Source organism: Stenotrophomonas sp. SXG-1 (genome assembly GCF_014083965.1).
Lineage (GTDB): Bacteria > Pseudomonadota > Gammaproteobacteria > Xanthomonadales > Xanthomonadaceae > Stenotrophomonas > Stenotrophomonas geniculata.
Genome location: NZ_CP046588.1, coordinates 416448 through 429382 on the forward strand (window position 1 = coordinate 416448; position 12935 = coordinate 429382).

The following is a 12935-nucleotide window of genomic DNA, read 5'->3' on the forward strand; positions in this document are numbered from 1 at the left end:
TGCTGGATTCAGGGCGTGGCGGCGGCAGCACCGGCCACCGGTACATGGGGGATCACCAGTTCCTGCTGCAGTTGGCTGCGCTGGTGCAGGAAGTCGAATACCGATTCCACCGTCACCACCGAATAGTTGCCGGAAATGCGTTCGCCGGCCGGATGGTCGGTGGTGGTGGCGTTGGCCACGAACAGGCGCGCACCCACGCGCTTGCCGAGGCCGATATGCAGCACGCTGGGCTGGTACTTCTGCTGGCGCAGCCACTGCTGGGCCTGTTCGCGCTTGACGATGGCCGGCGCGCCTTCGGCCTGCGCCATCGCCGCCGCCAGCACTTCCAGCACCCACTGGTTGGAGTTCTGGTAGTCGGTGGCGAACGGGTAGGCGACCACGTTGTACCTGGTTTCGTGCAGCGCCTTGGGCTGGATCGAGGGCGACACCAGCATCGCCTTCAACGCGGCACGCAGCGGCGCCGCCGGCACGCCGATGCGCAGGTCGGTATGGCCGCCGCTCTCGCCGACGAAGTTGCCCAGCCCTTCGTGGTACAGCTGCGAGCTGTCGGTCTTGCAGCGGTTGAGCAGGTGCATCGCGCGCCAGCGGCCATCGTCCTCGCGCAAAAGGAAGGCCAGGTGGCTGTGTCGCAGGCCGTAGCGGCTCAGATCCTGGCCACCGCGCGCGGCGACCACCACGTCCACATCGGGCAGCGCATCCAGGCGCTCGGCGGTGGTCCAGGCCACGTCCAGCATCGCCGCCTGCGAGGCGACGCTGGGGTAGCGCTCGCGGCACTCGGTGCTGTTGGCCCAGGCCGGTGCAGTCGCCAACAGGCTGGCGATCAGCAGGGCGGCGCGGGGCAGGCGGGAGAAACGATCCATGTCGATACCTTCAACGGCGGGCAGGCCCGCGCGCCGATCATACGCCGCTCAGCGCAGCGGGCGGTCCACGCCCTTGTGCTTGAGTTCCCTGTCGCAGGCATCGCTGATCGGCGCGATCGGCAGCGGCGGGCGCTCGCCAGTCTTCGGATCGCGCAAGGCCGGTTGTTCGCGATACGCGTCCAGCTGCTGCTGGCACTGGTAGGAAATCGGGTCCAGTTCGGTGGGCGCGGTGGAGCAGGCAGCGAGCAGGGTCAGGGGCAGCAGGAGCAGGGTGCGCATGAAGACGTTCAGCGTGATGGGGGAAGCTGGACTCTAACGGTGCGGGCGGATCGAAATGTTCAGAAATCGCTGCGCACCCGGCACCACCGTGATGCCGGGCGCCCAGGATTGCCGGCCAGCGGCCGGCACTACCCCAATGCCAGGTGCTGCTTCACTTCCGCCGCTACCCGCGCAGTCTCGCGCAGTGGCTCGATGCGGTCGTACTGCCAGTCCAGCCAGTGCGGCTGCAGGCGCCCGCGCTCGCGCAGCTGCTGCTGGAAGCGGGCCAGCCGGCCCTGCGCGGTCTCGGCCAGCGCCACCATCACCGGCATGCGCGTGGCGCAGGCTTCAGAGAGCAGGTTCACCGAATCGGGCGAGACCACCACGCGGTTGGCCCAGCCGAGCAGGCCACCATAGGGATTGGTACCGTCGCCACCATCGCCCCAGATCACGTGCGGCAGGTTGGCGAACTTCGCGCGCAGGATCTCGGCCAGGGCCGGCGGCGTGCGTCGCGACGTGGTGGCCAGCAGGCTGCCGCCCTCGCTGTGGATCTGGTCGGCCAGCGCGCGGAACACACCGACCATCGACGTTTCATCCCACGGTGCCAGCGGCGTCGGCCCGCCCACCAGCAGCGCCGTGCGCGGGCCAGGCAGGGTACTGAAGCCGGCGAACGCGGCGCGGCCCCAGGCCAGCCAGTCGTCGTCCACCGGGTTGAGGCTGCCGAGCAGGGTGAGCACGTTGCTGCCACGCAGGGCATCGTGTTCGGGCACCACCACCACGTCCCAATGGCGGGCGCTGATGCGCGGGTCGAGGATCTGCACCACCTGGCTGCCGCGTGCGCGCAGCACGCGCAGCGCGCCTGCGGCCTGGCGCCCGCAGCCGATCGCCAGCGCCGGCGCCTCGTTGGCCAGTGACGCAAAGGCCTCGCCGTAGCCGTTGACATCGCCGGGCAGGCGCCGCGGCGACAGCCAGCGCCAGGGTGCGCGCGGTTGCAGGAGCAGCGGTCGGTGGGTGCCCTGGCGCAGTGCCGAGGCCAGCGCGACCGCCTGGCGGACATTGCCCGCACGGCCGTCGGTGACCGTCGATGGCGCGCTCGATCGTTTCACCATTGGCATTAATTCGTTTCAGCCCTGCTGGGTGTTGCAACAGTCGCGACACTCTACACTGCGGCTCGTCGTTTCGCCCCGCGCCGCCCGCGGGCACTGACTTCCTTTCGCCGCCCTGGAGATCCACCGATGTCCCACGCGCTCGACGCCGCCGCCCTTGATCAGCTGTTCCGTACGGCCCGCACCCAGAACGCCTTCCTCGACAAGCCGGTCCCCGAGAGCCTGCTGAAGGAACTGTACGACCTGGTGAAGTGGGGCCCCACCGCGGCCAACACCACGCCGGCGCGCTTCGTCTTCGTCACCTCGAAGGAGGCCAAGGACAAGCTGGCCCCGGCGCTGTCCGAAGGCAACCTGGCCAAGACCATGGCTGCGCCGGTCACCGTCATCATCGGTTTCGACCTGGACTTCCACGAGAAGCTGCCGTACCTGTTCCCGCACACCGATGCCAAGGCCTGGTTCGACGGCCCGCAGGAAGGCCGCCACGAAGCCGCCATCCGCAACGGCAGCCTGCAGGGTGCCTACCTGATCCTGGCTGCGCGCGCGCTGGGCCTGGATGCCGGCCCGATGTCCGGCTTCGACCCGGCCAAGGTCGACGAAGCCTTCTTCGCCGGCACCTCCATCAAGTCGAATTTCCTGGTCAACCTGGGTTACGGTGATCCGGCGGGCCTGTTCCCGCGCCTGCCGCGCCTGTCGTTCGACGAAGCGGCGCGCATCGCGTAAGTCGCTGTATCGGTTTCGGGCCCGCTGTCGTGCGGCGGGCCATTGCTGCACCGTGTACCCACCCTACGATCCGGAGAGTTCCTCAGATGAGCGCCACCCGTAAACTGCTGCTGCCGCTGGCCCTGACCCTGGCCATCGCCGCCTGCTCCAAGCCGGCCGACACCGCTGCCCCGGCTGCCGATGCCGCCGCCCCGGCCACCACCGAGCAGGCCGCCACCCCGGCTGCCGATGCCGCCGCCGCTGCGCCGGCCGCCGAAGCGATCAAGATCGCCTCGGGCAACTACAAGCTGGACCCGACCCACACCGACGTGCTGGCCCAGTGGAGCCACTTCGGCTTCTCCAACCCGAGCGCGCACTTCGGCAACGTCGAAGGCACCCTGGTGTACAACGCCGAAGACGTGACCAAGTCCACCGTGGAAGTGAAGCTGCCGCTGAGCGGCCTGAACAGCTTCACCGCCAAGTTCGACGAGCACCTGAAGAGCGCCGACTTCTTCGACGCCGCCAAGTTCGCCGATGCCACCTTCAAGAGCACCAAGGTGGAAGCGGCCGGCACCAACAAGCTGACCGTCACCGGCGACCTGACCATCAAGGGCATCACCAAGCCGGTCACCCTGGACGTCACCGTCAACGGCGGCGGCGAGCACCCGATGGCCAAGGTTCCGGCCGCCGGCTTCGATGCCACCACCACCCTGAAGCGCAGCGATTTCGGCGTCGGCGCCTACGCCCCGAACGTCAGCGATGAAGTGAAGATCCGCATCACCACCGAAGCCACCGGCGAAAAGCCGGCGGCTTGATGCCCCCAACTCACTCGTCGTGAGAAGGCAGAAGGCCCGCTGAAAAGCGGGCCTTCTTTTTGGGTGTTGGGGAACACGCGTTGGTAGATGCCAACTTTGGTTGGCGCACGAGCACTCCGCAGGCCAACCAAGGTTGAGCACTACCGGGTATGCGCGCTCAGCGCAGCGCGCCCAACCATGCCACGCACGTTTCGCTCGGGCTCTGCTTGGCCTTCACCGTCATCCCGCTCACGCGCACGAAGGTCTGCGCTGCCTGCGCCACTACCTGGCGTGCGATCAACGCCGCCTGCTTGGTCGCGGCCTGCTGCTTGCGCAGCTGCACGATGTGCACCGACGGCCGGCCCACCGGTGCGTACTTCTGGTCGCGGCGCAGCACATCGGCCACCTGCGCCACTTCGAACTCGGCTTGCAGGTAGCGGTGCTGTGCTTCCACCAGCTCGCGCAGCGGCGTGCGCAGGGCAACGGTGTCGGCGAAGGCGGCCAGCGCCGCATCGCAGGCAGTGTCATCGGCGAAGCGGGTACGCAGCGCATCCACGCTGGCCAGGGTCAGTTTGGCCATGTGGGCCTCGTTGCTGCAGGAAAGGAGCGCGATTGTCGCATTGCTTGCCGGCTGATGCGTTGAACCGGGCGGCGGAATACCTGTAGAGCCGAGCCCACGCTCGGCTCATCGCGCGTAGCGCGAGGGTTCGCCGATCGCGGAACGAAGAGCAGCCGAGCATTGGCTCGGCTCTACAATGGCCCGCTGTATCACCCACGGAAGTGCGCGAAGGTCTGCTGTGCGGCATGGTGGAAGACACGCTGGTGGAACGGGCCGGTACCCTCGGCCTGGAACCGGAAGTGGTGCGCGAGGCGCTGACCATGCACGTGGATGAGCTGCTGCACACCCGTGGCGTGCTGCGGCTGGTGAAGGCGCAGATCAACGGCATGATGCCCGGCGTGTACTTCGGGCTGCTGCTGCCGGTGCTGATCATCGCCCTGCTGGTGGCGCTGGAAATATGGGCCGCGAAGCGGTTCGGGTGGACGCGGCAGGGGGCGCCCAGTGCTCTTGTAGAGCCGAGCCCACGCTCGGCTCATCGCGCGTAGCGCGAGGGTGGAGCGAAAAGCAGCCGAGCGTGGGCTCGGCTCTACATGGTCAAGGGCGTGCGGACCAACGGTCCGCACCCACCCAGGAAGGTGCGTCAAAGGCGTGCGGACCAACGGTCCGCACCCACCAAGCAGGGTCCGCACCCACCGGCTGCCCGGTCAATCGCCGTCGGTTTCGTCCGGGTGGGCCTTCCAGTAGCCGGTCGAGCGGATCCAGTCGCGTGGCACGCCCAGGTGGCCTTCGATGAACTTGCGCATCATCCGCGCGCGACGCGATTCGGTGGCGATCCAGTAGAAGACATCACCTTCCGGCGCCTCGAAGTCGGTCAGCATGTCTTCCAGCAGGGTGCTGGTCGCCGCCGGGAAGCCGTTGCGCTCCAGCCAGTGGATGCGCACGTTCTCGTACTGCGGCAGGTCCTGGCGCTCGGCTTCATCGCTCACTTCGATGAAGGCCTGCACTTCGGCATCCTCCGGCAGCACGTCCAGCCAGCGGGCGATGGCCGGCAGCGCGGTTTCATCGCCGATCAGCACATAGGCGTCGTAGGTGTCGGCCACCACGAACGAACCGCGCGGGCCACCGATTACCAGCACGTCGCCCGGCTGCGCGCGCTCGGCCCACGGCCCGGCAATGCCCTGGTCGTGCAGCACGAAGTCGATGGCCAGCTCGCCGGTCTCGTGGTCCCACCAGCGCGGGGTGTAGTCGCGGGCGGGCGAGGGCTCCTTGCCGTCCGGGTAGCTGCGGCCTTCGGCGGTCAGCACCGGCAGCACCATCTCGCCCGCAGCGTTGGGGAAGAACAGCTTGATGTGGTCGTCGGCGCCGGGCGAATCGAAACCGGCCAGCGCGTCACCGCCCAGCACGATGCGGCGCATGTGCGGGGTGACCTCTTCAGTGCGCAGCACGGTCAGTTCACGGAAGCGCACATCCAGGCGCAGGCGCGTGTTGTTGTGTTCGGTCATGGGGTTACCTGTAAAGGTGTCGCGCGGGGGCGCGCGGCGTAGGGGAGGACCTGGCTGGATTCAGTCTGGCTGGGTCGTTGAAAGCGGTGATGCCTCGCTACCGGCGGTACCGTTGAGCAGGGCAGACGCCCGCGTCAGCAGCGCCGCCACTTCGTCCGCCTCGCCCTCGGCCCAGCGGCCGTGGTGGTGCACCAGCGCCCGCTTGAACTCGCGCAGGGCGCAGGCCAGCGGCGGCGGCAGCGAGGCCTTGGTGATCTCGCGGGCACGGTCGAAGGCACGTCGCTGCGCCAGGCGCACCTGGGTGCGCTGCACCTTCAGCTCGAACTCGCCGGCCGCGGTGATGCGGAAGATCCGCTTGCCGTCCACTTCCTCGGCCTCGATCCAGCCGGCCTGCTCGAAGCTGGCCAGCAGCGGGTACATGGTGCCGGCGCTGGGCGTATAGGCCTGCATGAACTGGTTGCTGATCAGCTGCATCAGCTCGTAGCCATGGCGCGGCTGCTCGCCGATCAGGGCCAGCACCAGCAGGCGCAGGTCGCCGCGGCTGAGCACCCGCGGCTGGCCATTGCGGCGGGGCACTGCCGAATCGGTGGAACGGGCTCTGGGAGAGGGGCTTCGGCTCATTTCGATATATCGGTAAACGAGTGTGCAAACGATATATCGATATGTCGAAAGCGACAACACTCGATCCGGCCACAAGCAGGTGCAATTTGGGCCACGGCCAGCCCCACCCACAGCAAAAGGGGCGCCCCTTGCGAGGCGCCCCGGCGATGCTGTGGAAGGGAGCAGGGCCACCGGGCCCATCACTCACGGGCCACCCTGGGCCCGCGGCCAGCGGCAATCCAGAGGCAGGTGCGACACGTTGTCGCCGGTTCAGTGGCGAAGCCCGAACGGCGCTCGCCGTGGCCCCGGCGCTGCCCCACAACCGTCATCGGCAGCAGTAACACTGCGTCCTGCACATGGGCGCAGCGGCCCGCAAGCGACAGCCCGCGCCACCGCCAAGGCCCGCCGCAGGGCCTTCAAGGGCGCGTGCAAGCCCCTTGCGGACACTGGCCGGTTGCATCCATACGCCTGCGTAGCCAAGTGACGAAAGCCCTTGGTGCGCTACACTTTGCGGTCTAGAAATCTATACAACAGTCGCGCGCGTGCGTGCGGTTATGGGAGCGCTAATGAACTGGTTGAACGAGGTGCTGAACAACGACCCGAATCCTGTGGAAACCCAGGAGTGGATCGAGTCGTTGAAGGCCGTTATTGATGTCGAGGGCTCCGAGCGCGCGCATCAGCTGCTGGAAGGCATGGTGGAACTGACCCGTCGTTCGGGCGCCTACCTGCCGTTCTCTCCCACCACCGAATACGTCAACACCATCGAGCCGCAGCTCGAGGCCAAGAGCCCGGGCAATGCCGAGCTGGAATGGCGCATCCGTTCGATCATCCGCTGGAACGCGATGGCCACCGTGGTGCGCGCCAACCGCAAGCCGGGTGACCTGGGCGGCCACATCGCCTCGTTCGCCTCCGGCGCCACCCTGTACGACGTGGGCTTCAACCACTTCTGGCGCGCCCCGAGCGAAAACCACCCGGGCGACCTGCTGTTCATCCAGGGCCACAGCGCCCCGGGCATCTACGCGCGTTCCTTCCTGGAAGGCCGCATCAGCGAAGAGCAGCTGGACAAGTTCCGCATGGAAGTGGACGGCGGTGGCCTGTCCTCGTACCCGCACCCGTGGCTGATGCCGGACTACTGGCAGACCCCGACCGTGTCGATGGGCCTGGGCCCGCTGGCCGCCATCTACCAGGCGCAGTTCATGCGCTACCTGGAAAACCGTGGCCTGATCGAGAAGTCCGACCGCAAGGTGTGGTGCTTCATCGGCGACGGCGAGAGCGACGAGCCGGAAACCCTGGGTGCCATCGCCCTGGCCGGCCGTGAGGGCCTGGACAACCTGATCTTCGTGGTGAACTGCAACCTGCAGCGCCTGGACGGCCCGGTGCGCGGCAACGGCAAGATCATCCAGGAACTGGAAGGCGTGTTCCGTGGCGGCGGCTGGAACGTGATCAAGCTGCTGTGGGGCGGTTACTGGGATGCCCTGCTGGCCAAGGACAGCGACGGCGTCCTGAAGAAGCTGATGATGGAAACCGTCGACGGCGAATACCAGAACTGCAAGGCCTTCGGCGGCGCGTATACCCGCGAGCATTTCTTCGGCAAGTACCCGGAAACCGCTGCGATGGTCGCCGGCCTGAGCGACGACGACATCTGGCGCCTGAACCGTGGTGGCCACGACCCGCACAAGGTGTACGCCGCCTACCACCAGGCCGTGAACACCAAGGGCATGCCGACCGTCATCCTGGCCAAGACCGTGAAGGGCTACGGCATGGGCAGCGCCGGTGAAGCGCTGAACCCGACCCACCAGACCAAGAAGCTGGACGACGAAGCGGTGCGCCACTTCCGCGACCGCTTCAACATTCCGGTGACCGACGCGCAGCTGGCCGACGGCCAGGTGCCGTTCTACCACCCGGGCCCGGATTCGCCGGAAGTGCAGTACCTGCAGGAACGCCGTGCCGCGCTGGGCGGTTACCTGCCGCAGCGCCGCCGCAAGGCCGACAAGACCTTCGTGGCGCCGAAGCTGGAAGCCTACGAGCGCCTGCTGAAGAGCAGCGGCGAGCGCAGCTACTCCACCACCATGGCCTTCGTGCAGAGCCTGAACATCACCCTGCGTGACAAGGAACTGGGTCCGCACATCGTGCCGATCGTGGCCGACGAAGCCCGTACCTTCGGCATGGAAGGCCTGTTCCGCCAGATCGGCATCTACGCGCCGTTCGGCCAGAAGTACAAGCCGGTCGACGCCGACCAGCTGATGTTCTACCGCGAAGACCAGAGCGGGCAGGTGCTGCAGCAGGGCATCAGCGAGCCGGGTGCGATCAGCTCGTGGATGGCCGCCGGTACCAGCTACTCGGTCAGCAACGTGCCGATGCTGCCGTTCTACATCTACTACAGCATGTTCGGCTTCCAGCGCGTGGGCGACATCGCCTGGCAGGCGGCGGACATGCGTACCCGCGGCTTCCTGCTGGGTGGCACCGCCGGCCGCACCACGCTGAACGGTGAAGGCCTGCAGCACGAAGATGGCTTCAGCCATCTGGTGGCCGGTGGCATCCCCAACGTGCGCAGCTACGACCCGACCTTCGGCTTCGAAGTGACGGTGATCCTGCAGCACGGCACCAAGCGCATGATGGAAGACCAGGTGGACGAGTATTACTACGTCACCCTGATGAACGAGAACTACACCCACCCGGAAATGCCGGAAGGCGCGGCCGAAGGCATCGTCAAGGGCATGTACCTGCTGACCGACGCCGGCAAGCCGAAGAAGGGCGAGCTGCGCGTGCAGCTGCTGGGTTCGGGCACCATCCTGCGCGAAGCCATTGCTGCCGCCGAGCTGCTGGACAAGGACTTCGGCGTGACCGCGGATATCTGGAGCTGCCCGAGCTTCAACGAACTGCGTCGCGATGGTTTCGACGTGGAACGTGCCAACCGCCTGCATCCGGAAGGTGAGCAGCGCAAGGCCTACGTGACCGAGCTGCTGGAAGGCCGCCAGGGCCCGGCGATTGCCGCCACCGACTACGTGCGTGCGTATGCGGACCAGATCCGCGCGTTCGTGCCGATGAGCTACACGGTGCTGGGTACGGATGGTTTTGGTCGTTCGGATACGCGTGCGAACCTGCGCCGGTTCTTTGAGGTGGATCGCTACTACATCGCCCATGCCGCGATTGCGGCGCTGGCGAAGGAAGGGAAGATGACCGCGAAGGATGTGGCCCGGGCGATCAAGCAGTACAAGATTGATCCGGAGAAGGCTAACCCTGTCGGGGTTTGATTGAGCTGCACTGCTGGTACAAAAGGGGTGGCCATTAGGTCGCCCCTTTTTTATGGAAGTTAAGTAAGCGCCTTACCAACAGAGTATTTCACTTCTTCTTTCTGACAGCCTTTGGTCTATATTTCTTTATTTTGCTCAGGGTTGGATCTAACGGAATGCTCGTTAACTCAACGTTGAATCCTAGTGCTTCGAGGTGAGAAATGGAGTTCTTTAGAGTGACCTTGGAAAAGAAGGGTAGTTCGATGGGCAGCGCCTTGGACGTGGCTATTGCATACGTGATGGTGTAATTGCTTGGATCAGGACGTCTGGCTGTATCCGTCAGTGCGATATGGCTTGGCAGTTTTGCATTCAGTCTTCTGCGGAAATCTTCGTCTTTCAGGAATATCTCTGCGGCCACTGCGCCTTGCGAAAAAAGATGGCTAAGTGTCGCGGATGATCTGTAGTACTTGACATGCACAAAATTACTACTTCCAACAATTAGGTCGCAAAACTCAATTTTGTCGTATGGGCCGCCTGTTTTTACATTATTCTTATCCATCAGGTGGATGTTTGTAGTGCTCTTGGCAACTTGCGAGTTGTATTCGCCCTCGTTGGCGTACGAGTATGGTGGCAGGAAGGTCCGGGATATTTTTGCGTTAGATAGCCGTCTGTCTATCTCGGCAATGAAGTCCGCTTCTATCTTGAACCATGACCCATTCCTAATTATGAATCTGTCGTTTCCATCCACTATTTCTGCGTGGATGCATCTGTAGGCCGGCCAGCTTTGAGTTGACCGATAGTTGGCATCATTGATATGAACGGTAATGTTCTTCAGCGCATCAAGGCTGAATTTCACTGACTTTGAGTCTAGATAATCGCGAAGATCGGAAATGCATAAGGTTTGATGGCGTGGTGTGCTTTGGTACATGTCAAAGGAGTACCCAGCGTTTGATTCCCAATTGACAATTTCTGGCTCCCCAAGCCAGACATTGGTGCCTCCTACTTTTGATATTTCGTCATCAAGAAGAAGGTCAAGAATTCTAATTGTGTCCGGGTCTCGTACCTTTGCGATGTTATCTATCCACGCGTAGGCGCTCGGTAGGGGTGAGTTAAATAGCTCGATCGTCTTGGAAAGTATTCTCGGGATTCCATTAAGGTCCGTTTCGACCATTAGCGTAAGAGCGTCTCGGCCTGTGATATGTGTGCCGAGTAGTGGGACTTTGCAGGCTCCAGTAACTGCATACACCAAATCGGATTCAGTGTTCGCTTGAAGATCGAATATATCTACCTCAAGGGAGCTTTGTGTCCTAGAATTGAGCGGATTGTCGTCATAGCTGGCTTTGTCGAGGCTTCTGAGTTTTTCCGGGTCAACTGCGTTCAGTGTTACGCGCAATCCGAAATCTCTCTCAGTGAGCTCCCCATTAATTAGGTGAAATCCTGAGCCAAAAGAGATAAGGAATTTTTTCCCATCCAAGTTGGCGTAGAGAGCGGCGCCAACGTTGCTACTTTTCCCGAATTCCACCGTTGGACCATCAGGATGCTCCGTAAATATACGTGTCCAAAGAGGTGGATGCGCTGGCGCCTCCCTTTTTACATAGAGAAACGCCTCAATACCTGGGATGTTGAAGACGTACTTTCGCCCAACCAGTTCCAGCTTTACGCATTCGTCCGGGCTGTAGTGACCATCCTTAACTAAATAAATTGAGAGCTTTTCCTTACGTTCAGTAGTGTTCGCCAAATGTCATCCCCCTGAATGAAATGGCACGAAAGCGCTGCTGATGTCTTGCTGATTTAACTCTTATTTCCGGTTGTGTCAATGATTCTAAGTACGTCCTGGAGACCCTTTCCTAAAACCTGTGAGGAAGGACATGTGGACATCGGAACGCCAACTAGCAGAATCGGCCGAAGCGCTGCTTCTGCACCGCCGGCAGCGAGATGTCCCCGATCCATTCAATTCCAGTGCTACAAGAGGGATGGGCAGAGCCGAGCACGCAGTTTCGGTTGTGCAGATCGATCTTCACATGTCGCGCCGCAACTCGTGCGTGAGAAGAGCAGCATGCTATTCGTGAGCCTCAAGAGCCGCGAGAACGATATGAACTGCGCAAACGAAAGTGGAACGCGGATGTAGTTGTGGGCATCTCGCGCCATCAAGGAGAAGGAGAGCTGCCAGCGCATTCCCTGCATCTCGCTGTATTCGATGAAAGCGTGCTGATTGCGACATAGGAGGGTACTATCCCGTCTCGAAGGCCAATAGGCCGCATCAATTGGATGTGACGGGGGAAGCAGGGATGGCGTACTGGTGGGTGAACCAGAAGCAGACGTTTGATCGGGCGGTTAAGGCTGGCTACTTGTGGTCGCCGAAGACCAATGTGGAAGGGAAGACAAATCCCTTCTATGAGCACATGACCCAGGTGCGTCCAGGTGATGTGGTTTTCGCTTTTGCCAATGCTCAAATCAAGGCTGTCGCGATCGTCAATGGGGCGCACTATGCAAAAGATCGCCCTGATGATTTCAAAAAGACGGACAACGAGTGGCGCAGGGACGGCTGGGCCGTTCCGGTGGACTATCACCTGATGGAATCGCCGCTAAAGGTGAGCGAGCATATTGCGAAGATTCGGCCGCGTCTTCCGATGAAGTACTCGCCGCTGAAACCGGATGGCAAGGCTAACCAGGCCTACCTGTTCCCAGTGCCGCCGGAAATGGCTACTGAGCTTTTGTCGCTGCTCAACGTTGACGTTGATGACCTGAGCGCTTGGCAAGAGGAGGTGCGAGTCAAGGAGATCAAGGAAGACAAAAATATTGGGGAGACAGTGAAGACCCAGCTGATCAATGCCAGAGTGGGACAGGGAATCTACCGTAAGAACGTGAGCGACATCGAAAAGGTCTGCCGCGTTACCGGCACGAGTGAGCCCAAGTTTCTCATCGCTAGCCACATTAAGCCCTGGGCGAAGAGCACCAACTCTGAGCGCCTTGATGGAAGCAATGGGCTGATGTTGGCGCCCCATATCGATCGGCTATTCGACCGTGGATACATCTCGTTTGAAGATGACGGTCGGCTAATTCTGAGCAAGCAGTTGCCGGAGGCAGTGCGCTTGAGGTGGGATGTGGTGCAGAAGATTCCGAGCGTTCCGTTCTCGGCGGCGCAGGTCTCGTACCTGAATTACCATCGGGCCGTACTGCTGCGTAAGTAGGAAATAATCACCAGAGGTAGGCATCTCCGAATCGGGGATGCCTTGTGGAACCCGCAAGGGTGACTTCCATCCGACGTCAGCCGATAGCACGTGGATGACCAGCAGCCACGTGACACATGGCCAGATCCAACTG

At 62.9% G+C, this 12935-nt stretch carries 11 protein-coding genes and 1 pseudogene; 5 read left to right on the forward strand and 7 right to left on the reverse strand.

The window, feature by feature from the left end:
- Positions 1-8 precede the first annotated feature (8 nt).
- The 3 genes from GOC52_RS01860 to GOC52_RS01870 form a co-directional block, all read right to left on the reverse strand.
- Entirely contained in the window at positions 9-860 is an 852-nt protein-coding gene (locus GOC52_RS01860; protein ID WP_071306533.1) for a DUF2145 domain-containing protein, read from the reverse strand.
- Between the two features lie 48 nt (positions 861-908).
- Positions 909-1139: a hypothetical protein gene (locus GOC52_RS01865; RefSeq protein ID WP_071306534.1), complete on the reverse strand. Its 231-nt coding sequence runs from the start codon at positions 1137-1139 to the stop codon at positions 909-911.
- A gap of 128 nt (positions 1140-1267) precedes the next feature.
- Positions 1268-2227 (reverse strand): mitochondrial fission ELM1 family protein, encoded by a 960-nt coding sequence (locus GOC52_RS01870; protein WP_191850529.1) that lies wholly within the window; start codon positions 2225-2227, stop codon positions 1268-1270.
- A gap of 126 nt (positions 2228-2353) precedes the next feature.
- Between GOC52_RS01870 and GOC52_RS01875 the strand changes: the two genes are divergently transcribed.
- The gene (locus GOC52_RS01875) at positions 2354-2944 is read left to right on the forward strand and encodes a malonic semialdehyde reductase (protein WP_005415046.1); all 591 of its coding nucleotides are present in this window, start codon (positions 2354-2356) and stop codon (positions 2942-2944) included.
- 86 nt (positions 2945-3030) lie between these two features.
- The gene (locus tag GOC52_RS01880; RefSeq protein ID WP_191850531.1) at positions 3031-3738 is read left to right on the forward strand and encodes a YceI family protein; all 708 of its coding nucleotides are present in this window, start codon (positions 3031-3033) and stop codon (positions 3736-3738) included.
- 157 nt (positions 3739-3895) lie between these two features.
- On the opposite strand, the gene GOC52_RS01885 is transcribed toward GOC52_RS01880, so the two are convergent.
- Positions 3896-4297, reverse strand: coding sequence for a hypothetical protein (locus GOC52_RS01885; protein WP_010484191.1), 402 nt, complete (start codon positions 4295-4297; stop codon positions 3896-3898).
- Between the two features lie 197 nt (positions 4298-4494).
- On the opposite strand from GOC52_RS01885, the pseudogene GOC52_RS01890 reads away from it, so the two are divergent.
- A pseudogene (locus tag GOC52_RS01890) lies at positions 4495-4821 on the forward strand (hypothetical protein); the annotation flags it as partial.
- Between the two features lie 159 nt (positions 4822-4980).
- Here the strand turns inward: GOC52_RS01890 and GOC52_RS01895 are convergent.
- Positions 4981-5778, reverse strand: a complete 798-nt coding sequence (locus GOC52_RS01895; RefSeq protein WP_043399937.1) for a siderophore-interacting protein — start codon at positions 5776-5778, stop codon at positions 4981-4983.
- A 60-nt stretch (positions 5779-5838) separates the two neighbouring features.
- Positions 5839-6399 carry a PadR family transcriptional regulator gene (locus tag GOC52_RS01900; protein WP_049437044.1) on the reverse strand — a complete coding sequence of 187 codons (561 nt, stop codon included), beginning with the start codon at positions 6397-6399 and terminating at the stop codon, positions 5839-5841.
- A 545-nt stretch (positions 6400-6944) separates the two neighbouring features.
- Here GOC52_RS01900 and aceE point away from each other — a divergent pair.
- Positions 6945-9632 carry a pyruvate dehydrogenase (acetyl-transferring), homodimeric type gene (aceE, locus tag GOC52_RS01905; protein WP_191850533.1) on the forward strand — a complete coding sequence of 896 codons (2688 nt, stop codon included), beginning with the start codon at positions 6945-6947 and terminating at the stop codon, positions 9630-9632.
- A gap of 88 nt (positions 9633-9720) precedes the next feature.
- On the opposite strand, the gene GOC52_RS01910 is transcribed toward aceE, so the two are convergent.
- Positions 9721-11349, reverse strand: a complete 1629-nt coding sequence (locus GOC52_RS01910; protein WP_191850536.1) for a TIGR04141 family sporadically distributed protein — start codon at positions 11347-11349, stop codon at positions 9721-9723.
- Between the two features lie 565 nt (positions 11350-11914).
- Between GOC52_RS01910 and GOC52_RS01915 the strand changes: the two genes are divergently transcribed.
- Positions 11915-12802: an HNH endonuclease gene (locus GOC52_RS01915; RefSeq protein WP_191850539.1), complete on the forward strand. Its 888-nt coding sequence runs from the start codon at positions 11915-11917 to the stop codon at positions 12800-12802.
- The last annotated feature ends 133 nt before the right edge of the window (positions 12803-12935 follow it).